We start from the raw sequence: 20382 nt of genomic DNA on the forward strand, positions 1-20382 counted from the left end.
ATGGCGGAATTTAACGGCAAAATCGCAGTAATCACTGGCGGCGCGGCCGGTATTGGTAAAACCCTGGTACAGGCCTTTGAGCAGGCGGGGGCGACCGTATGCAGTATCGATAAACAGCCGGGGTGTACCTTTACCGGCGATCTGGCCAGTGAGTCCGATCTGAACCACTTCGCCGATAGGGTGATTGCCCGTCACGGCGCGGTGGATTTCCTGATTAATAACGCCATGTTTATGAATGGCGGTATCGAAAATCTGAGCTGGCGGCAGTTCAACGAGGCGTTACAGGTGGGGATCAGCGCCCCTTTCTGGCTCAGCAAACGCTTTGCGCCCTGTTTTCGCCCGGGGGCCGCTATTATCAATATCTCGTCGTCCCGCGACCGCATGAGCCAGCCCAATACGGAAAGCTATACGGCCGCTAAAGGGGGGATCTCGGCGCTGACTCACGCACTGGCAGTGAGCCTGGCGGGAAAAGCGCGGGTTAATGCTATTTCGCCGGGCTGGATCGATACCAATTTTACCGATTATCAGGGGCCGGACGCCGCTCAACACCCGGTGGGGCGAGTGGGCAATCCACTGGATATCGCTCATATGGCGCTGTTTCTGTGCAGCGAAAAGGCCGGATTTATCACCGGCGAGAATATCTGTATCGATGGCGGTATGACGCGCCAGATGATCTACCACGGTGACGGCGGCTGGCAGTTTCAGCCTTAGTCGTCATCGGAGAGCGGCAATGCCTTTTACTGATACTGAAGCCGTTTTGTCATAAATTTCTAATTATTGGGGCTTTCGGCTGGCGGCCCGGGCCCGGGCTGGCTAATCTGAGAGCGTTTTATTCGACAGTTCATTATTAAGAGTACAAGACAGATATGCATGATGCACAGGTTCGCGTCGCTATAGCCGGCGCCGGGGGAAGAATGGGCCGCCAGTTGATTCAGGCGGCGACGCAGGCGCAAGGGGTAACGCTGGGAGCGGCGCTGGAGCGTTCGGGGTCGACGCTTGCGGGCAGCGATGCCGGTGAGCTGGCGGGGATCGGGCGCTGCGGGGTGAGCGTCGCCACCGCACTTGAGGATGTCGTTGACGATTTCGATGTGTTGATCGACTTTACCCGTCCGGAAGGAACGCTGAACCACCTGGCCTTTTGTCGTCAGCATGCTAAAGGCATCGTGATCGGCACTACGGGTTTTGACGATGCCGGAAAGCAGGCGATTCAGGACGCTGCCAGTGAAATACCGGTCGTTTTCGCCGCTAACTTTAGCGTTGGGGTTAATGTCCTGCTGAAGCTACTGGAAAAGACCGCAAAGGTCATGGGCAATCATACTGATATTGAAATTATTGAGGCCCATCATCGTCATAAAGTGGACGCTCCATCCGGCACTGCGCTGGCGATGGGAGAAACCATCGCTGATGCGCTGGGCAAGGATCTGAAACAGTGCGCGGTCTGGTCCCGCGAAGGTCATACGGGTGAGCGCCTGCCTGGAACCATTGGTTTTGCGACGGTTCGTGCAGGCGATATCGTTGGCGAACATACGGCAATGTTTGCAGATATCGGCGAGCGTATCGAGATAACTCACAAGGCTTCCAGCCGGATGACTTTTGCAAATGGCGCTGTTCGATCTGCTTTGTGGTTAATGACGAAAAAAACTGGCCTTTACGATATGCGTGATGTGCTGGAACTCAATGAGTTGTAAGCCGTGTGATGTGGTAATTTCAATCATAATATATTGATTGTCAGGGTGATATTTTGTCACCCTTTTTATTTATTGGTTTTGGTGTTTATTTTGCCTGAAGTTGTTATAATTTTTTGTTTTCATGCTTTTCTATATCATTTTTGGTAAATTTTGACCATTTGGTCTACTTTGCTTAGCTGTGATAGAATGGTTTTTTAATTTTCTTCGCCATAAAGACCCTTTTGTGGCCTGGTTTTTTGCTTTTTTTGATTGTTACTCCTTAAATTTCTCTTCAGATACTCAAAATAATAATAAAAAACACCCTTAAGGCTGGACTTTCCCTCCGCCTCTCTCTAGAATGCCGCCGTTTGTCAAAAATTCGCCGTGTCGTGCGGTAATTGCATTGATTCTTCCTTATGGTATGAATTACTATGCAATAAAAGTGACTGTTTATTCCCTGGAGGACGTTTTGATTAAGTCAGCGCTGTTGGTTCTGGAAGACGGAACCCAATTCCACGGTCGGGCCATTGGGGCATTAGGATCGGCCGTGGGAGAGGTCGTTTTCAATACTTCAATGACCGGTTATCAAGAAATCCTCACCGACCCTTCCTATTCCCGCCAGATTGTCACTCTTACTTATCCTCATATCGGTAATGTCGGTACCAACATGGCCGACGAAGAGTCTTCCCGGGTACATGCTCAGGGGCTGGTAATTCGCGATCTGCCTATTATTGCCAGCAACTTCCGGAGCACTGAAGATCTCTCCAGCTACCTGAAGCGCCACAATATTGTGGCCATTGCCGATATCGATACCCGCAAACTGACGCGCCTGTTAAGCGAGAAGGGGGCTCAGAATGGCTGTATTATTGCCGGCGATAATCCCGATGCCGCCAGCGCGCTGGCGCAGGCGCGGGCTTTCCCGGGTCTTAAGGGAATGGACCTTGCGAAAGAAGTGACCTGCAATACCGTAAACTACTGGCGTCAGGGAAGCTGGACGTTGCAGGGTGGCCTGCCTGAAGAGCAGAGCGAAGAGGCGCTGGCGTATCACGTGGTGGCCTACGACTATGGCGCCAAGCGTAATATTCTGCGCATGCTGGTGGATCGCGGCTGCCGACTGACGATTGTACCCGCCCAGACGCCGGCGGAAGAGGTGTTGAAAATGAATCCGGATGGCATCTTCCTCTCTAACGGTCCTGGCGATCCGGAACCCTGCGACTATGCCATTGAAGCGATTACCCGCTTTCTGGAAACCGATATCCCTGTGTTCGGCATCTGCCTTGGCCATCAGCTGCTGGCTCTGGCCAGCGGCGCTCGCACCGTGAAGATGAAATTCGGCCATCACGGTGGCAACCACCCGGTGAAAGATCTGGACAGGGATTGCGTCATGATCACGGCGCAGAACCACGGTTTTGCGGTCGATGAAAGCACACTGCCGGAAAATCTGCGTGCGACCCACCGTTCGCTGTTCGACGGTACCCTGCAGGGGATTCACCGCACCGACAAGCCCGCGTTTAGCTTCCAGGGGCATCCCGAAGCAAGCCCCGGCCCGCACGACGCTGCCCCGCTGTTCGACCACTTTATTGAGCTTATTGAGCAACATCGCCACAGCGCGAAATAATCAGGAGCAAGAAGAGCCATGCCAAAACGTACCGATATTAAAAGCATCCTGATTCTTGGCGCCGGCCCGATTGTGATCGGCCAGGCGTGTGAATTCGACTATTCCGGCGCTCAGGCCTGCAAGGCGCTGCGCGAAGAAGGCTACCGGGTCATTCTGGTGAACTCCAACCCGGCCACCATCATGACCGACCCGGATATGGCGGATGCTACCTATATTGAGCCGATCCACTGGGAAGTGGTGCGTAAGATCATTGAAAAAGAGCGCCCGGATGCGGTGCTGCCGACCATGGGTGGTCAGACCGCGCTTAACTGCGCGCTGGAGCTGGAACGTCAGGGCGTACTGGAAGAGTTCGGCGTTGCCATGATTGGCGCCACCGCGGATGCCATTGATAAAGCGGAAGATCGTCGTCGTTTCGACGTCGCGATGAAGAAGATCGGCCTGGAAACCGCTCGCTCTGGCATTGCGCACACCATGGATGAAGCGCTGGCTGTTGCCGAAGATGTCGGATTCCCCTGCATTATCCGTCCCTCCTTTACCATGGGCGGCACCGGCGGTGGCATCGCGTATAACCGCGAAGAGTTTGAAGAGATTTGCCAGCGTGGCCTGGATCTCTCTCCGACCAATGAACTGCTGATAGATGAGTCGCTGATTGGCTGGAAAGAGTACGAGATGGAGGTGGTGCGCGATCGCAACGATAACTGCATCATCGTCTGCTCAATTGAGAACTTCGATGCGATGGGGATTCACACCGGTGACTCTATTACCGTCGCTCCGGCGCAGACCCTGACCGATAAAGAGTACCAGATCATGCGTAACGCCTCGATGGCGGTACTGCGTGAGATAGGTGTGGAAACCGGCGGCTCTAACGTTCAGTTCGCGGTGAATCCGAAAACCGGCCGCCTGATCGTCATTGAAATGAACCCGCGCGTATCGCGCTCGTCGGCGCTGGCATCGAAAGCCACCGGCTTCCCGATTGCTAAAGTGGCGGCCAAGCTGGCGGTGGGCTATACCCTGGACGAGCTGATGAACGATATCACCGGCGGGCGTACCCCGGCCTCGTTTGAGCCTTCCATTGACTATGTGGTTACCAAGATTCCGCGCTTTAACTTCGAGAAATTTGCAGGTTCCAATGACCGTCTGACGACTCAGATGAAGTCGGTAGGCGAGGTCATGGCCATCGGCCGTACCCAGCAGGAGTCGCTGCAGAAAGCGCTGCGCGGTCTGGAAGTCGGCGCCACCGGCTTTGACCCGAAAGTCAGCCTTGATGACCCGGAAGCGCTAACCAAAATCCGTCGCGAACTGAAGGATGCCGGTGCCGAGCGTATCTGGTATATCGCCGATGCTTTCCGTGCCGGGCTGTCGGTGGACGGCGTCTTCAACCTGACCAATATCGACCGCTGGTTCCTGGTGCAGATTGAAGAGCTGGTGCGCCTGGAAGAGCAGGTGGCGGAAGTCGGTATTACCGGCCTGAATTCGACCTTCCTGCGTCAGCTGAAGCGTAAAGGCTTCTCCGATGCGCGGCTGGCGAAACTGGTGGGCGTGCGCGAAGGCGAAATCCGCAAGCTGCGTGAGAAGTTTGGTCTGCATCCGGTCTATAAGCGCGTGGATACCTGCGCCGCCGAGTTCGCCACCGATACCGCCTATATGTATTCCACGTGGGAAGAGGAGTGCGAATCGCGCCCCAACCAGCAGCGCGACAAGATTATGGTGCTGGGCGGTGGCCCAAACCGTATCGGCCAGGGCATCGAGTTTGATTACTGCTGCGTACATGCCGCGCTGGCGCTGCGCGAAGATGGTTATGAAACCATCATGGTGAACTGTAATCCGGAGACGGTTTCCACCGACTATGACACGTCCGACCGCCTCTACTTCGAGCCGGTAACGCTGGAAGACGTGCTGGAAATCGTGCGCGTCGAGCAGCCGAAAGGGGTTATCGTGCAGTATGGCGGTCAGACTCCGCTGAAACTGGCCCGCGACCTGGAAGCCGCCGGCGTGCCGATTATCGGTACCAGCCCGGATGCTATCGACCGTGCGGAAGACCGCGAACGCTTCCAGCAGGCGGTGGAAAGGCTGAAGCTGAAGCAGCCGGCTAACGCCACTGTGACCACCATTGAACAGGCGGTTGAGAAGGCGAAAGAGATAGGCTACCCGCTGGTGGTACGCCCCTCTTACGTTCTGGGCGGCCGCGCTATGGAAATCGTCTATGACGAAATGGACCTCAAGCGCTATTTCAAGACGGCGGTCAGCGTCTCTAACGATGCGCCGGTACTGCTCGACCACTTCCTGGATGATGCGGTAGAAGTGGATGTCGACGCTATCTGCGACGGTGATACGGTGCTGATTGGCGGCATTATGGAGCATATTGAACAGGCTGGCGTGCACTCCGGCGACTCCGCCTGTTCGCTGCCGGCCTATACCCTGAGCCAGTCGATTCAGGATGTGATGCGCGATCAGGTGCGTAAACTGGCCTTTGAACTCCAGGTGCGCGGCCTGATGAACGTGCAGTTCGCGGTGAAGGACAACGAAGTCTACCTGATTGAGGTGAACCCGCGGGCGGCGCGTACCGTGCCTTTCGTCTCCAAAGCGACTGGCGTACAGCTGGCTAAGGTAGCGGCACGCGTCATGGCGGGTCAGAGTCTGGCGAGCCAGGGGCACACTGAAGAGGTGATTCCGCCTTACTATTCAGTGAAAGAGGTGGTGCTGCCGTTCAACAAGTTCCCGGGCGTTGATCCGCTGCTGGGGCCGGAAATGCGCTCTACCGGTGAGGTGATGGGGGTTGGTCGCTCCTTTGCCGAAGCGTTCGCCAAGGCGATGCTGGGCAGCCAGAGCAAGATGCAGAAAGGGGGCCGCGCCCTGCTTTCGGTGCGCGAAGGCGATAAAGAGCGGGTGGTTGATCTGGCGGCCAGGCTGATTAAGCATGGCTTCGAGCTGGACGCTACCCACGGCACCGCCATTGTGCTGGGCGAGGCGGGTATCAATCCGCGCCTGGTTAACAAGGTGCACGAGGGGCGCCCGCATATCCAGGATCGCATTAAGAACGGTGAGTACAGCTACATTATCAACACCACCGCTGGCCGCCAGGCGATTGAGGATTCCCGCGTTATTCGCCGCAGCGCGCTGCAGTATAAGGTGCACTACGACACCACCCTGAACGGCGGTTTTGCTACAGCGATGTCGCTGAATGCCAATGCCACCGACCAGGTTATTTCGGTTCAGGAAATGCACGCGCAGATGGCAAAATAAGCGCGACCTGGCTGCCTGTCACTGAGACGGCTCCCGCTCTGGCGGGGGCCGTTTTTCATTGATTTACTGGGGAAACTTTTCTTAAGACTCCTCTGCTTTTAGCGTCAGAACCTGTCGGAAGGCGACGATTTAGCTATAGTGTAGGGACGGATGAGAAAAACGATCACATTGTCAGGAGAAAACTATGCGTACCAGACTCCTTGTTACTTCTACGCTTGCTGCAGTGGCTCTGCTCTTGGTCGGCGGTTGCTCGTCGAATCAGTCCATCAAAACCACCGATGGCAAAACCATTGTCACCGACGGTAAGCCTCAGGTGGATGACGACACCGGCCTGGTCTCCTACAAAAATGCCGAGACCGGCAGAACCGAACAGATTAACCGCGATCAGGTTAAGTCCATGAACGAACTGGATAACTAAGGGTTTCACGACCTGAGGTGGCGTCCCTGAACCAGCATCAGGGGCACGGGCACAGCGAGCGCGGGGCTGCTGTGTCCACCTCGTAGTACGATATTTCCTTTTTTTCTCACGCAGCCCTCCGATTTTTTCAGTACATTCTCACTTCCCTCTGTCAGGTCAGAAGTTAACGGACTACACTCTTTGTGGATGTTTCCCGCCAGGGATCCTTTAAGCAGCGACGGACGGCGATTCGCTTCCTTATTCCACTCTTTCGCGGCCTCTGCCCGTTATCCCTGTGCGCTAAACGAAGAAGACGATAACAACGCAGTGGATGTTTATGATTCTGATTATTTATGCACATCCCTATCCTGAGCACTCCCATGCGAATCGCAGCATGCTGGAGCAGGTACGGGATTTAGCTGGGGTGGAGATTCGCACGCTGTATCACCTGTATCCTGACTTTAATATCGATGTCGGGGCTGAACAGGCGGCGATGGCCAAAGCCGATTTGATTATCTGGCAGCATCCCATGCAGTGGTACAGCATTCCGCCGCTGATGAAGCTGTGGATCGATAAAGTGCTGTCCCACGGTTGGGCCTATGGCGAAGGGGGCAGGGCGCTGCGTGGCAAGAGTCTGATGTGGGCGGTGACCACCGGCGGCAGCGAACATCATTTCGAACTGGGCGAGCACCCCGGTTTTGAGGTTCTGGCACAGCCGCTTCAGGCGACCGCGCTCTATTGCGGACTGAACTGGCTGCGGCCATTCACGCTGCACGATGCCTTTATTTGCGAAGATGAGGTCATGAAAATGCACGCGGCGCGTTACCGGCAGCGCCTGCTGGACTGGCAGGAGGTGGATAATGGATAGCCATAGCATGATACAGGCGCTGATCTATCTTGGATCCGCCGCGCTGATTGTGCCCATCGCGGTGCGTCTTGGGCTGGGATCGGTACTCGGCTATCTGATTGCCGGTTGTATTATCGGCCCCTGGGGTTTGCGGCTGGTGACCGATGCCGAAACTATTCTGCATTTTGCCGAAATCGGCGTGGTGCTGATGCTGTTCGTCATCGGTCTGGAGCTCGATCCGCAGCGTCTGTGGCGGTTACGCGCCTCGGTATTTGGCGGCGGATTTTTGCAGATGGCGGCCTGCGGCCTGGCATTGGGGGGATTCTGCGTAGCGCTGGGGCTGCGCTGGCAGGTGGCAGCGCTGGTCGGGCTGACGCTGGCGCTCTCTTCTACGGCTATCGCCATGCAGGCGATGAACGAACGCAACCTGACGGTGAGTCCCATGGGGCGTAGCGCCTTCGCGCTGCTACTGTTCCAGGATATCGCCGCGATTCCACTGGTGGCGATGATTCCGCTACTGGCCAGCAGCGGCGCCGCCACGACGCTGGGCGCTTTTACCCTGTCGGCGCTGAAGGTGGCGGGGGCGCTGGCGCTGGTCATCCTGCTGGGCCGCTACGTTACGCGCCCGATGCTGCGTTTTGTGGCGCGGTCTGGCCTGCGGGAAGTATTCAGCGCCGTGGCGCTGTTTCTGGTATTTGGCTTCGGGCTGCTGCTGGAAGAGGCGGGGCTTTCCATGGCGATGGGCGCTTTTCTGGCCGGGGTACTGCTGGCCAGCTCTGAATATCGCCATGCGCTGGAGAGCGATATCGAACCGTTTAAGGGGCTGTTGCTGGGGCTGTTTTTTATCGGTGTCGGCATGTCCATCGACTTCGGTACGCTTATCGATAACCCCCTGCGGGTGGTTGTGTTGCTGGTGGGATTTCAGGTGATTAAAGGCGTGGTGCTCTGGGCCATCGGCTGGCCGCTGCGGGTACCGCGTCGTCAGTGGCGCACCTTTGCGGCGCTGCTGGGACAGGGCAGCGAATTCGCCTTCGTGGTTTTCGGGGCGGCCCATATGGCGCAGGTGCTGGACGACGGCTGGGCCAAGTCCCTGACGCTGGCGGTGGCGCTGTCTATGGCGATTACGCCGCTGCTGCTGGTGCTGTTGGCGAAACTGGAGAAGAGCGGCGCTCAGCAGCAGGGGGAGGCCGACGATATCGATGAAGAACAGCCCCGGGTGATCATCGCTGGTTTTGGCCGCTTTGGCCAGATTGCCGGTCGTCTGCTGTTTACCAGCGGCGTGAAGATGGTGGTGCTGGATCACGATCCGGATCATATTGAAACCCTGCGTAAATTTGGGATGAAGGTGTTCTACGGCGACGCCACGCGTCTCGATCTGCTGGAGTCCGCCGGCGCCGAAAAAGCCGAGGTACTGATTAATGCCATAGACGATCCCCAGGTCAATATGCAACTGACGGAGCTTGCCAGAGAGCACTTTCCGCACCTGAAGATCGTCGCCAGGGCCCGCGATGTGGATCACTATATTCGTCTGCGTCAGGTCGGTATTGAGCAGCCGGAGCGAGAAACCTTTGAAGGCGCGCTCAGAGCGGGACGTATGACGCTGGAAGCGCTGGGCGTTGGCGGCTATGAGGCCAGGGAGCGGGCGGATCACTTCCGGCGTTTCAATATTCGGATGGTGGAAGAGCTGGTCAACGGTGAAAGCGATACCGCCACCCGCGCCGCCATTTACCAGCGTTCAGGCGCGATGCTGACGGAAATTATCAATCAGGATCGCAACCACCTTAATACCGGTCAGAGGCTGGGCTGGCAGGGAACCGAAGAGGGTCTACATAGCGGCGATCTGGCGGATGAGCCAGCGGCGAAGCCCGAAGTGTAAATCCAGGCCCTCCCCCGGGAGGGCCTTAACTTAATGCGACCTTGATGCCCAGCGCCAGCAGCACTCCGCCCAGGAGCTTGTCGACAATCTTTTGTGTTCTGGCCAGTCCTTTACGCACGGGGTCGCTCTGAATCAGTAATACCAGCAGTGGCCACCAGATCGCTGACAGTCCGACAATCACGCCGGCATACCATAGTTTTTCACCTGGACCGGAATTTATGCTTAACACCTGAGTAAACATCGCCAGGAAGAAAAGCGTCGCTTTGGGATTCAGCAAGTTGCATAAATAGCCCTGGAGAAACGCCTTTTTCAGCGTGGTTTGCCGGGGGCTGTACTGACTGACGTCCATCTTGCCACCGCCCCGGGAAAAGAGGGCGTGCAGGCCGACCCAGACCAGATAAGCGGCCCCGGCGTACTTCAACAGCCCGAACAGCCAGGGCGTAGTGGTGATTACCACGGCCAGTCCGGCCACGCAGTAGCTCATATGGGTCGCCACGCCAGAGATAACCCCGGCACAGGTCATTAGCGCCGCCGGGCGCGTATAGCGGGCCGCGTTTTTGATTACCAGAAAAAAGTCTGGCCCGGGAGAAAGCATTCCCAGGGTAGCGATAGTTGCGATAAGCAGAGTAGTTTCCAGCATATTCTGACTCTTTCAGGCGTTCGAATTCTGCACTATACCCTGGCCTTTACGCTTGTGCAGGGAGATTTACAGTGCGCAAAGCGGCTGCCATCGCAGGCCCGCTGTCGCAACCCGCGTGAGTTTGCCAGAATGTCCGGCCGCGGGTATGTGATACGGCAGAGATTTTCTACAGCACCTTGTGCTGCATCCGTCGACGAAACCTGCGGCTTTCCGTATAGTGGCGACAATTTTTTGACCCGGGGATTTTAACAATGATCAGTCTGATTGCCGCTCTGGCGGCCGACCACGTAATTGGTATGGAAAACGCCATGCCGTGGAGTTTGCCGGCCGACCTGGCCTGGTTTAAGCGCAACACGCTGGACAAGCCCGTGGTGATGGGGCGCAGGACGTGGGAATCAATTGGTCGTCCGCTGCCGGGGCGTCAGAATATTGTGATTAGCCGTAGCCCCGGCGACGACGCCCGCGTTACCTGGGTGCCTACGCCAGAAGCGGCGATTGCTGCCTGTGGCGAGGTGCCGGAAATTATGATTATCGGCGGCGGTAAGATTTATCAGCATTTCCTGCCTCAGGCCCGACGCCTCTATCTGACCCATATTGATGCAGAGGTGGAAGGGGATACCCATTTTCCGGAGTACGAGCCGGATGAGTGGCAGTCGGTGTTTAGCGAGTTTCATGACGCTGATGAGAACAACTCTCACAGCTACTGTTTCGAGGTGCTGGAGCGCCGTTAAGGCGCTCCATTTGTTCAGGATGCGGCGGCGGTTTCGCCGCTGTCGTTATCACTCTGGCGGCGAGAAGGCTGGGTAAACCAGGCTTTATCTTCCCAGCGCAGACAGGTCATGACGCCGCCCCAGCAGCAGCCGGTATCCAGCGCGTAAATGCCTTCCGGCGTGCCTTTGCCTTCCAGCGAGGCCCAGTGACCGAAAGCGATGCTGTAAGACCGCGTCACTGGTCCGGGAATCGCAAACCAGGGCTTCAGCGGCGCCGGGGCGTTTTCCGGCGTATCTTTGCAGTACATTTCCAGTTGACCATTAGGAAAGCAGTAGCGCATGCGAGTCAGGGCGTTGGTGATAAAGCGCAGCCGCGCCAGCCCTTTCAGCTCGGTACTCCAGTTATTGGGCATATCGCCGTACATCGCATCGAGGAACAGCGGGTAGCTATCGCTGGACAGCACCGCCTCCACATCCCGGGCGCAGGCCCTGGCGGTTGGCAAATCCCACTGCGGCGTTATACCGGCATGGGCCATCACCAGGTTTTTCTCTTCATCCACCTGCAACAGGGGCTGGCGACGCAGCCAGTTAATCAGCGCGTCGGCATCCGGCGCTTCCAGCAGTTGGGTCACGCGATCTTTGGGTTTGTTGCGGCTGATGCCGGCATAAACCGCCAGCAGGTGCAGATCGTGGTTGCCCAGTACGATACGCGCGGCGTCTCCCAGCGAACGTACGTAGCGTAAAACTTCCAGCGAGCCGGGGCCGCGGGCCACCAGATCTCCGGTAAGCCACAGTTGATCCTGGCCGGGAGTGAACGAAACCTGCCTGAGCAGGGCAATCAACTCATCGTAGCAACCGTGGACATCGCCAATCAGATATGTCGACATTGTGTTATCAGTGTATGAAGGATGGAACCGCCAGCCGGAAAACCGGAATGGCGATGCGGAAGGCAGAGCCCGCGGCGTCGATCATCTCATAATGGCCCTGCATGGTGCCGAAGGGCGTCTCGATGACGGCGCCACTGGTGTACTGATATTCTCCCCCCGCAGCGATATGCGGCTGCTGCCCAACGACGCCTTCACCCTGAACTTCGGTCTCGCGACCATTGCCGTTAGTGATAAGCCAGTATCGGCTCAGCAGTTGCACAGGCGTGCGCCCCAGGTTGCGGATAGTGACGGTATAGGCGAAGACAAAGCGCTCCTCATCGGGGGTGGATTGCGATTCAATGTAGACGCTCTGCACCTGAACGCAAACGCGGGGTGAATCAGACATGGGTCAGCTCTCCTTCGACGGCGGATTCTCTGCTAAGTAGTTGGCCATCTGACAATAAACAGCAACGGAAATGTTTTCCGCCCGCATTGCCGGATCGATACCTAACTCGGTCAGCGCCTCTACGGTGAACAGGTTGCCGAGGCTGTTGCGAATCGTTTTGCGACGCTGATTAAAGGCCTCGCTGGTGATGCGTTCCAGCAGCCGTAAGTCTTTTACAGGATGCGGCAACGTAGCGTGCGGCACCAGGCGTACCACGGCGGAATCGACTTTGGGCGGCGGTGTGAAAGCCCCTGGTGGCACTTCCAGAACCGGGATCACCTGACAGTAATATTGCGCCATGACGCTTAAACGACCATACGCTTTCGTGTTCGGGCCTGCAACCAGGCGCTTAACCACCTCCTTCTGCAGCATAAAGTGCATATCCTTTATGGCGTCAGTATAGCTAAAGAGATGGAACATCAGCGGCGTGGAGATGTTGTACGGCAGGTTTCCGAAAACGCGCAGCGGCTGTCCCTGCTCTCTGGCAAGGGCAGCGAAGTCCATGGTCATGGCATCCTGCTGATAGATAGTCAGCTTCGGCCCCAGGAACGGGTGAGTTTTCAGGCGGGCTGCCAGATCGCGGTCCAGTTCGATGACGGTCAGCTTATCGAGCCGTTCGCCAACGGGTTCGGTGAGTGCGGCCAGACCCGGGCCGATCTCGACCAGCGCCTCGTCCTTTTGGGGATGAATCGCGCTGACGATGCTGTCGATAATGAACGGGTCATTTAAAAAGTTTTGCCCGAAGCGTTTACGGGCGAAATGGCCCTGGTGGACTCGATTATTCATTGACTATTAACAATCATTTTAATGGCGAGATTAAGCGCCGTGGTAAAACTACCGACGTCAGCCTTTCCCTGACCCGCCAGTTCAAGGGCGGTGCCGTGGTCGACTGAAGTGCGAATGAAGGGCAGACCCAGCGTGATATTCACCGCTCGCCCGAACCCCTGATATTTTAACACGGGCAGGCCCTGATCGTGGTACATCGCAAGAACCGCATCGGCGCAGTCCAGATATTTGGGCTGAAACAGAGTATCGGCGGGAAGCGGGCCGGTCAGACGCATGCCGCTGGCGCGCATCTCGTCCAGCACCGGAATCAACGTGTCTGTCTCCTCCGTACCCAGGTGGCCCCCTTCGCCGGCGTGTGGATTCAGACCGCAGACCAGAATATGGGGCTGGCTGATGCCGAACTTACGCTGCAGATCCTGATGCAGGATAGTCAGCACCTGGCGCAACAGCGGGGCGGTAATGGCGTCTGCCACTGCCCGCAGCGGCAGATGCGTGGTGGCCAGCGCGACTCTCAGCTCTTCGGTCGCCAGCATCATTACCACTTTCTCGCTACCGGCGCGCTGTTCCAGAAACTCGGTATGGCCGGTAAAGGGGATTCCGGCATCGTTGATAATACCCTTATGCACCGGCCCGGTAACGATAGCAGAGAATTCACCGCTCAGGCAGCCATCGCAGGCGCGGGACAGGGTGTCGGTGACGTATTGGCCGTTAGCGACATCAAGCAGGCCCGGCGTCGCAGGCGCGCGCAAGGGGATTTCGCAGACCGTTAACGTCCCTGCTTTCTGGGGGCGGGCAGGAGAGTCTGGCTGATAAGGGAGAAGCTGTAGGGGATGGTTGAGTAATGCTGCGCGTTCGCGCAGCAGAGTCGGTGAAGCACAGACGACCAGCTCCACCGGCCAGTCGCGCTCTGAGAGCGCGACGACCAGGTCGGGACCAATCCCGGCGGGTTCGCCGGGAGTGATCGCCACACGTTCTGTATTCATCATTTATTGAATCTTCACGTAGGCGCTGGCGCGCTGCTCCTGCATCCAGGTTTGCGCTTCTTCAGCGAACTTACGGTTAAACAGCATACGATAGGCGCGATCCTTCTGGGCCGCGTCGGTTTTATCGACCTTGCGACTGTCCAGCAGCTCGATCAGGTGCCAACCGAACGAGGAGTGCACCGGCGCGCTAAGCTGACCGCGCTGCAGATGCATCAGCGCATCACGGAAGGCCGGATCGTAGATATCCGGGGTCGCCCAGCCAAGGTCGCCGCCCTGGTTAGCGGAACCGGGATCTTCAGAGAACTCTTTCGCCGCGCGGGAGAATGTGGTTTTGCCGCTGCGAATGTCGCTGGCGATCTGCTCCAGCTTCTGACGCGCCTGCTGATCGTTCATGATCGGCGACGGCTTCAGCAGAATGTGGCGGGCATGCACTTCGGTCACAGAAATATTCTGAGTCTGACCGCGCAGATCGTTCACTTTCAGGATATGGAAACCCACGCCGGAACGGATTGGCCCGATAATATCGCCTTTCTTCGCGGTGCTCAGCGCCTGGGCGAAAATGGACGGCAGCTCCTGGATACGTCCCCAGCCCATCTGACCGCCCTTCAGGGCAGAGCCATCGGCGGAGTAAGTGATAGCCAGCTTGCCGAAATCAGCGCCGTTACGCGCCTGTTCAGCGATAGAGGTCGCCTGCTGCCCGGCTTCGTTAACCTGGGCAGAGCTGGGATTTTCCGGCAGCGGAATCAAAATGTGACTCAGATTCAGCTCGGTGCTGGCATCATTCTGGTTAGCCACCTGTTTGGACAACTGCTCTACTTCCTGCGGCAGAATGGTAATGCGACGGCGCACTTCGTTGTTACGTACTTCGGCGATTATCATCTCTTTGCGGATCTGATTGCGGTAGGTGGCGTAGTCCAGGCCTTCGTAGGCCAGGCGGCTGCGCAACTGATCGACGGACATATGGTTCTGGGCCGCGATGTTGGCGATAGCCTGATCGAGCTGCTCGTCGCTAATTTGTACTCCCGCTTTCTGCCCCATTTGCAGGATTATCTGATCCATGATCAGACGCTCCATGATCTGATGGCGCAGCGTGTTGTCGTCCGGGAGCTGCTGGCCTGCCTGTCGTGCATTAAGCTTGACCGACTGCATCAGGCCGTTCACGTCGCTTTCCAGCACCACCCCGTTATTAACAACGGCGGCGACCTTGTCGACGACCTGCGGGGCAGCGAAGGCGGTATTCGCCACCAGGGCGATACCAATAAGCAGCGTTCTCCAGTTCTTCATACTTTTTCCATTTCCGAATTTACCGCGGAGCGGATTGTTTTAAACATCAGTTACAGCGAACTCTGATACGGCAGAATGTTCGAACGCAGCATCTGCTGAGTGCCGAGACCATAGTTGGAACTCAGGCCACGCAGTTCGATGTTGAAACCGATCTTCTCGTCGTATGCGCTCTTGTTATGTTCCCAGCCGTTGAGCTTACGCTCGTAACCGACACGGATTGCGTAGCAGCAGGAGTTATACTGCACGCCAAGCATCTGGTCAGCGGGCTGGTGGGTGTTGGTGTCGTAGTAATAGGCGCCCACCACGGACCAGCGATCAACAATCGGCCAACTGGCGGTGACGCCGACCTGGTTGATGCCGTCTTTATAGCGATCTGAGCTGGCGAAGTTCGGCAGCGAGGCGCGGATATATTCCGGGCTGGCATAGCGGTAGTTCAGCTGCACCAGACGGTCGGCATCTTTGCGGTATTCCAGCGCGCCGCTGCCGGTGGAAATATTGTTCAGACGTGCATCGTACTGCAGTCCGCCGCGCAGGCCCCAGCGATCGCTGATACGCCAGTAGGTATCGCCTGCCCACACCATCGAACCGGTCTTCTTGTCTTTTTCCCAGTTAATATCGTCACTACCGGTACGTGACTCAGTGAAGTAGTAGATTTGACCCAGGGAAACGTTAAAACGTTCCACGGCGTTGTCATCATAAATACGCGAGGTCAGACCGGTAGTCACCTGATTGGCGGAGTCGATACGGTCGAGACCGCCGTAAGTCCGGTCGCGGAACAGGCCGCTGTAGTCGGACTGCAGGAAGGTGGAGTCGTAGCTATAGATATTGCTCTGGTCGCGATAGGGGCGATACAGATACTGAGCGCGCGGCTCCAGGGTCTGGGTATAGCCTTCGGCCCAGTTCATATCGCGCTCGAACACCAGTTTGCCATCCACCTTGAACTGCGGCATGACGCGGTTAACGGTGCCATCCAGATCGGCGGCGTTATTCCCGGCATACTTCCGGTAGCGATTCAGGTTGTCCTGCTGGTAGTGGGTGGCCAGCATCTTCACTTCGGTGTTCAGGCTGCCCCAACCGTTAGAGACCGGCAGGTTAATGGACGGTTCGACGTGCAGACGCGTCGCTTCCGGCAAATTGTCGTTAACGTTGGTGAATTTTACCGCCTGGGCGTAAATATGGGCGTCGAACGGGCCCAGGTCGTTCATGTAGTAGTTCACATCGAGCTGTGGTTCGGCGCGATATGAATTTCGGGAACGCTGATCGGCGAACACCTGGAAATTTTTGCTCGATAGCGTGGCGTCAAAGTTTTCATTCGCGTAGCCGACGCTAAATTTCTGGGTGGCATAGCCGTCGGTACTGTCGCCGTATTCGGAATCGAAGTCGTTAAAGTAGTACTGGTCGCTAACTTTGGTGTAGTTAACGTTGAAACGCCACACCTTATCCACGACCCCGCTATGCTGCCAGTAGAATAGCCAGCGGCGGTTACGATCTTCGCTCGGGTGATCTTCGCGGTACTGGCTGTCAGACGGCAGGTAGTCGAATTCGACAATACCGGAGCCAAAGTGGGTCAGGTAGCGGAACTCGTTCTGCCACTGGACGTTGCCGCGATCCTGATAGTAGTGTGGCGTAATGGTGGCGTCGAAGTTCGGTGCAATGTTCCAGTAGTACGGGAGCGTGAACTCAACGCCGCTGTTAGAACTGTATTTGGCGTTGGGGATCAGAAAGCCTGAACGCCGCTTGTCACCCACCGGCAACTGCAGGTAAGGGCTGTAGAATACCGGCACAGGGCCGATTTTAAAGCGGGCGTTCCAGATTTCTGCGACCTGCTCTTCGCGGTCGTGGATAACCTCGCTGCCCACCACGCTCCAGGTGTTGGAGCCTGGCAGACAAGAGGTAAAGGTTCCGTTTTCAAGAATGGTGTAGCGGTTTTCGCCACGCTGCTTCATCAGGTCAGCGGTACCACGCCCCTGACGGCCAACCATCTGGTAGTCGCCTTTCCAGACGTTAGTATCTTTGGAATTCAGATTGGACCAGGCTTTCGGACCTTTCAGGATGACCTGATTGTCGTCGTAGTGCACATTGCCCAGGGCGTCAACGGTACGTACCGGGTCCGGCTGGCCCTGCACCTGTTTCTGATGAAGCTGGACTTCATCGCTTTGCAGACGGCTGTTACCCTGTTGGATATCCACATTACCGGTAAATACCGCATTATCGGGATAATCCCCTTTTGCGCGGTCGGCGTTAATAGTTACCGGCAACTTGTTGGTGTCACCTTCCACCAGTGGGCGATTATAGCTAGGCACGCCGAGCATACACTGCGAGGCGAGATCCGCAGCCATCCCTGACTGGCTATAGAGCGCTGAACCAATCAGGGTGGCCAGCAAAGTGGGAATACGTTTTTTCATACGTTTTTTTCGTTGTTCCGTCATCAGTGGCTTCGCGTCGGCAAACGCTCAGAGACTAACTTACCAGGCGGCAACGCGCCAGTCTTATCCTGTCCGTTTTTGAGCTCGCCTGTTAGGCAGCGCTCCGAATGACAGGTATGATAATGCAATTTCCGTCGCACGGCATGACGATTTGGGGAGTATATGCAGTATTTGGGTAAAGTAGTGGGTGCTGCCATGGGGTTGTTGATGGGCGGTGGCTTCTGGGGCGTCGTGGCGGGACTGTTAATCGGACATTTGTTCGACCGGGTGCGTAGCCGCCGCAGCGTGCTGTTCGCCAGCCAGCAGCAGCGTCAGGCGCTGTTTTTTGCCACCACCTTTGAAGTCATGGGGCATCTGACAAAATCCAAAGGGCGTGTGACTCAGGCTGATATCGAAGCCGCTTCGCAGTTAATGGATCAGATGCAACTGCACGGAGAGTCGCGTACCGCCGCCCAGCATGCTTTTCGGGTGGGGAAACAGAGCGATTATCCGCTACGCGAGAAACTGCGTCAGCTGCGCAGCGCCTGCTTCGGGCGCTTTGATTTAATTCGGATGTTTCTTGAAATTCAGACTCGCGCGGCGCTGGCGGATGGATCGCTACATCCCAGAGAGCGGGATGTACTGTATGTGATTGGCGAAGAGTTGGGGATCTCCCGCGCTCAGTTCGACCAGTTCCTGCGTATGATGCAGGGCGGCGCCAGTTTTGGTGGCGGTTTTTACTACCAGCAGTATCAGCAACAGGCTGGCGGCGGCCCCCGCCAGGCGCAGAGCGGGCCGACCCTCGAAGATGCCTGCAGCGTGTTGGGGGTGAGCCCCAATGACGATCCTGCCGCCATCAAGCGGGCATATCGCAAGCTGATGGGCGAACATCATCCGGATAAGCTGGTAGCCAAAGGGTTGCCGCCGGAGATGATGGAGATGGCCCGCCAGAAAGCCCAGGAGATTCAGAAAGCGTGGGAGCTGGTGAAAACAGCGAAAAATATTAAGTAACGGATATTAAAAACGGGATCCCGCCGGCAGGCGCGATCCCGTGTGCGTTTATTTTTGCTTCAGCTGCGCGAATTCCGCTTTTGCCTTCTGCAACTGCTGCTGGAAGGCGGAGTTGGTGTGCAAGGTAGCCACTACCGCAGACGCGACGACGCGGGCGGCGTCGATATCGCTCTGCCAGTGGTAGCCGCAGATAACCCGGCTCTGGCCCAGTTCATAACCGCGCTTAAGGATGCTGTCCTGCGCTTCGGGGTTGATTTCCGCCAGCACCAGCGCCGAGGCCCAGCCAATGGAGGTGTGGCCAGAAGGATAGGAGCCGTTAGTGGATAGTTTATCCTGTTCTTTGGTGTTGCAGGTTGGCACGCCGTAGAAGGCAAAAGGCCGGATACGCATATACTTCTCTTTTGCGCTCCGGGTCGCCAGATCGCCGGCATCCTCAATCATATTGGTTAGCAACTTATAGATTTCGGGCGCCTCTTTGGCGGTAATCGGATACCCGAAAGCACCGGAAAAGGCGGTGGCGATACCGCCTGCCGCCAGATTAGCATCCTCGATGGCCTGCTTTCCGCGCGGGCTATTTCGCAGCAGGCGCCCCTTTTCATACATCGCCTGATCGTTAGCGAACAGGAGACTGCCAGGTTCCGGCGGAGGCGGCAGCAGCGCCAGACTGTCCGGAGCCTGACTGCTCTTAAGGTAGTAAAGATCGGGTTTGGTGGTGACATCGTTCCCTGGCGGGTTTGCAGCTAACAGGTTGAATGACAATAAAGAAAGACACAGAGGGAGAACTACTTTTTTCATTTTTCATCCTTTTTAACGGCAGGAGACTTTAATTCAGGAAAAGTCCTTCTGCTATTATCCGGGGGATGACGTCTGGATTTCTGTGCGTGATACGACATTATTCAGAGAGATAAAAAAACGGGCGCGATTATATCGCGCCCGTTTTGCGCTCAGAAATCCGCTGGCGCCCGGAAGGTCATGCTGCTCCCGTATTCGGGATGGGTAATGGTTAAGGTCCAGGCGTGGAGCAGCAGGCGATCCGCGCGCGCCAGCGCTTCTGGCGTGGCATAGAACTTATCGCCGAGGATCGGGTGCCCCAGCGCCTGCATATGGACGCGAAGCTGGTGCGAACGCCCGGTAATCGGCTTGAGCAGCAGCCGTGCCGTGTTGTCCGCACCATATTCCAGCACTTCATACAGGGTCTGGGCCGGTTTACCCGTCTCGTAGCACACCTTCTGCTTTGGCCTGTTCGGCCAGTCGCAGATAAGTGGCAGATCCACCAGACCTTCTTCCTGCTCAGGATGGCCCCACACCCGCGCCAGATACTGCTTTTGCGGCTCCCGCTCGCGGAACTGGCGTTTCAGCTCGCGCTCGGCGGGCTTGGTCAGCGCCACCGCAATAACGCCGCTGGTGGCCATATCCAGGCGATGCACCGACTCGGCCTGCGGAAAGTCGCGCTGAATACGCGTCATTACGCTGTCTTTGTGCTCTTCGAGCCGCCCAGGCACCGAGAGCAGGCCGCTCGGTTTATTGACCACCATGATGTGTTCATCCTGGTAGAGGATGACCAGCCAGGGATCCGTCGGTGGGTTGTAGGGTTCCAGCATTTT

At 56.9% G+C, this 20382-nt stretch carries 18 protein-coding genes; 9 read left to right on the forward strand and 9 right to left on the reverse strand.

What is annotated here, in order from left to right; all coding sequences use genetic code 11:
- The 7 genes from V3W49_RS08925 (at nt 1) to kefC (ending at nt 9648) form a co-directional block, all read left to right on the forward strand.
- Nucleotides 1-711, forward strand: a complete 711-nt coding sequence (locus tag V3W49_RS08925; protein ID WP_500144999.1) for an SDR family oxidoreductase — start codon at nt 1-3, stop codon at nt 709-711.
- Between the two features lie 155 nt (nt 712-866).
- The gene (dapB, locus tag V3W49_RS08930) at nt 867-1688 is read left to right on the forward strand and encodes a 4-hydroxy-tetrahydrodipicolinate reductase (RefSeq protein ID WP_500145000.1); all 822 of its coding nucleotides are present in this window, start codon (nt 867-869) and stop codon (nt 1686-1688) included.
- A gap of 448 nt (nt 1689-2136) precedes the next feature.
- A complete protein-coding gene (carA, locus tag V3W49_RS08935) occupies nt 2137-3285 on the forward strand; it encodes a glutamine-hydrolyzing carbamoyl-phosphate synthase small subunit (protein WP_500145001.1) in 1149 nt (382 codons plus the stop codon).
- A gap of 18 nt (nt 3286-3303) precedes the next feature.
- Nucleotides 3304-6528, forward strand: coding sequence for a carbamoyl-phosphate synthase large subunit (carB, locus tag V3W49_RS08940; RefSeq protein WP_500145002.1), 3225 nt, complete (start codon nt 3304-3306; stop codon nt 6526-6528).
- Between the two features lie 184 nt (nt 6529-6712).
- Nucleotides 6713-6946 (forward strand): YgdI/YgdR family lipoprotein, encoded by a 234-nt coding sequence (locus V3W49_RS08945; RefSeq protein WP_500145003.1) that lies wholly within the window; start codon nt 6713-6715, stop codon nt 6944-6946.
- A gap of 316 nt (nt 6947-7262) precedes the next feature.
- Nucleotides 7263-7793: a glutathione-regulated potassium-efflux system oxidoreductase KefF gene (gene kefF, locus V3W49_RS08950; RefSeq protein ID WP_500145004.1), complete on the forward strand. Its 531-nt coding sequence runs from the start codon at nt 7263-7265 to the stop codon at nt 7791-7793.
- Nucleotides 7786-9648 (forward strand): glutathione-regulated potassium-efflux system protein KefC, encoded by a 1863-nt coding sequence (kefC, locus tag V3W49_RS08955; protein WP_500145005.1) that lies wholly within the window; start codon nt 7786-7788, stop codon nt 9646-9648. The genes kefF and kefC overlap by 8 nt, the downstream gene beginning before the upstream one ends.
- A 25-nt stretch (nt 9649-9673) precedes the next feature.
- On the opposite strand, the gene V3W49_RS08960 is transcribed toward kefC, so the two are convergent.
- On the reverse strand, nt 9674-10288 hold the full coding sequence (locus V3W49_RS08960) for a LysE family translocator (RefSeq protein WP_500145006.1): 615 nt from the start codon (nt 10286-10288) through the stop codon (nt 9674-9676).
- A gap of 251 nt (nt 10289-10539) precedes the next feature.
- Between V3W49_RS08960 and folA the strand changes: the two genes are divergently transcribed.
- Nucleotides 10540-11019, forward strand: coding sequence for a type 3 dihydrofolate reductase (folA, locus tag V3W49_RS08965; RefSeq protein ID WP_500145007.1), 480 nt, complete (start codon nt 10540-10542; stop codon nt 11017-11019).
- Nucleotides 11020-11033: 14 nt separating this feature from the next.
- On the opposite strand, the gene apaH is transcribed toward folA, so the two are convergent.
- The 6 genes from apaH to lptD are packed head-to-tail and all read right to left on the reverse strand — an operon-like array spanning nt 11034 to nt 17767.
- Nucleotides 11034-11885, reverse strand: a complete 852-nt coding sequence (gene apaH / locus V3W49_RS08970; RefSeq protein ID WP_500145008.1) for a bis(5'-nucleosyl)-tetraphosphatase (symmetrical) ApaH — start codon at nt 11883-11885, stop codon at nt 11034-11036.
- Nucleotides 11886-11892: 7 nt separating this feature from the next.
- Nucleotides 11893-12270 (reverse strand): Co2+/Mg2+ efflux facilitator ApaG/CorD, encoded by a 378-nt coding sequence (gene apaG, locus V3W49_RS08975; RefSeq protein ID WP_500145009.1) that lies wholly within the window; start codon nt 12268-12270, stop codon nt 11893-11895.
- Nucleotides 12271-12273: 3 nt separating this feature from the next.
- Nucleotides 12274-13095 (reverse strand): 16S rRNA (adenine(1518)-N(6)/adenine(1519)-N(6))-dimethyltransferase RsmA, encoded by an 822-nt coding sequence (gene rsmA / locus V3W49_RS08980; RefSeq protein WP_500145010.1) that lies wholly within the window; start codon nt 13093-13095, stop codon nt 12274-12276.
- Nucleotides 13092-14081, reverse strand: a complete 990-nt coding sequence (gene pdxA, locus V3W49_RS08985) for a 4-hydroxythreonine-4-phosphate dehydrogenase PdxA (RefSeq protein WP_500145011.1) — start codon at nt 14079-14081, stop codon at nt 13092-13094. Before pdxA ends, rsmA begins: the two co-directional genes overlap by 4 nt.
- The gene (surA, locus tag V3W49_RS08990; RefSeq protein ID WP_500145012.1) at nt 14082-15362 is read right to left on the reverse strand and encodes a peptidylprolyl isomerase SurA; all 1281 of its coding nucleotides are present in this window, start codon (nt 15360-15362) and stop codon (nt 14082-14084) included.
- 50 nt (nt 15363-15412) lie between these two features.
- A complete protein-coding gene (gene lptD / locus V3W49_RS08995; protein ID WP_500145013.1) occupies nt 15413-17767 on the reverse strand; it encodes an LPS assembly protein LptD in 2355 nt (784 codons plus the stop codon).
- Nucleotides 17768-17950: 183 nt separating this feature from the next.
- Here lptD and djlA point away from each other — a divergent pair, with 183 nt between their 5' ends.
- A complete protein-coding gene (gene djlA, locus V3W49_RS09000) occupies nt 17951-18778 on the forward strand; it encodes a co-chaperone DjlA (protein WP_500145014.1) in 828 nt (275 codons plus the stop codon).
- Nucleotides 18779-18826: 48 nt separating this feature from the next.
- On the opposite strand, the gene phoC is transcribed toward djlA, so the two are convergent.
- Both phoC and rluA read right to left on the reverse strand, forming a co-directional pair.
- Nucleotides 18827-19573, reverse strand: a complete 747-nt coding sequence (phoC, locus tag V3W49_RS09005; protein ID WP_500145015.1) for an acid phosphatase PhoC — start codon at nt 19571-19573, stop codon at nt 18827-18829.
- 149 nt (nt 19574-19722) lie between these two features.
- Nucleotides 19723-20379: a bifunctional tRNA pseudouridine(32) synthase/23S rRNA pseudouridine(746) synthase RluA gene (rluA, locus tag V3W49_RS09010; protein ID WP_500145016.1), complete on the reverse strand. Its 657-nt coding sequence runs from the start codon at nt 20377-20379 to the stop codon at nt 19723-19725.
- Nucleotides 20380-20382: the final 3 nt, after the last annotated feature.

The organism is Rosenbergiella sp. YN46 (genome assembly GCF_036620675.1).
Taxonomy (GTDB): domain Bacteria; phylum Pseudomonadota; class Gammaproteobacteria; order Enterobacterales; family Enterobacteriaceae; genus Jejubacter.

Coding starts and splice junctions, on each gene's coding strand:
- V3W49_RS08960 (WP_500145006.1), bottom strand. CDS start 10,288: ATGCTGGAAACTACTCTGCTTATCGCAACTATCGCTACCCTGGGAATG.
- apaG (WP_500145009.1), bottom strand. CDS start 12,270: ATGTCTGATTCACCCCGCGTTTGCGTTCAGGTGCAGAGCGTCTACATT.
- V3W49_RS08925 (WP_500144999.1), top strand. CDS start 1: ATGGCGGAATTTAACGGCAAAATCGCAGTAATCACTGGCGGCGCGGCC.
- pdxA (WP_500145011.1), bottom strand. CDS start 14,081: ATGATGAATACAGAACGTGTGGCGATCACTCCCGGCGAACCCGCCGGG.
- dapB (WP_500145000.1), top strand. CDS start 867: ATGCATGATGCACAGGTTCGCGTCGCTATAGCCGGCGCCGGGGGAAGA.
- kefF (WP_500145004.1), top strand. CDS start 7,263: ATGATTCTGATTATTTATGCACATCCCTATCCTGAGCACTCCCATGCG.
- phoC (WP_500145015.1), bottom strand. CDS start 19,573: ATGAAAAAAGTAGTTCTCCCTCTGTGTCTTTCTTTATTGTCATTCAAC.
- apaH (WP_500145008.1), bottom strand. CDS start 11,885: ATGTCGACATATCTGATTGGCGATGTCCACGGTTGCTACGATGAGTTG.
- rsmA (WP_500145010.1), bottom strand. CDS start 13,095: ATGAATAATCGAGTCCACCAGGGCCATTTCGCCCGTAAACGCTTCGGG.
- carB (WP_500145002.1), top strand. CDS start 3,304: ATGCCAAAACGTACCGATATTAAAAGCATCCTGATTCTTGGCGCCGGC.
- folA (WP_500145007.1), top strand. CDS start 10,540: ATGATCAGTCTGATTGCCGCTCTGGCGGCCGACCACGTAATTGGTATG.
- lptD (WP_500145013.1), bottom strand. CDS start 17,767: ATGAAAAAACGTATTCCCACTTTGCTGGCCACCCTGATTGGTTCAGCG.
- djlA (WP_500145014.1), top strand. CDS start 17,951: ATGCAGTATTTGGGTAAAGTAGTGGGTGCTGCCATGGGGTTGTTGATG.
- rluA (WP_500145016.1), bottom strand. CDS start 20,379: ATGCTGGAACCCTACAACCCACCGACGGATCCCTGGCTGGTCATCCTC.
- V3W49_RS08945 (WP_500145003.1), top strand. CDS start 6,713: ATGCGTACCAGACTCCTTGTTACTTCTACGCTTGCTGCAGTGGCTCTG.
- surA (WP_500145012.1), bottom strand. CDS start 15,362: ATGAAGAACTGGAGAACGCTGCTTATTGGTATCGCCCTGGTGGCGAAT.
- kefC (WP_500145005.1), top strand. CDS start 7,786: ATGGATAGCCATAGCATGATACAGGCGCTGATCTATCTTGGATCCGCC.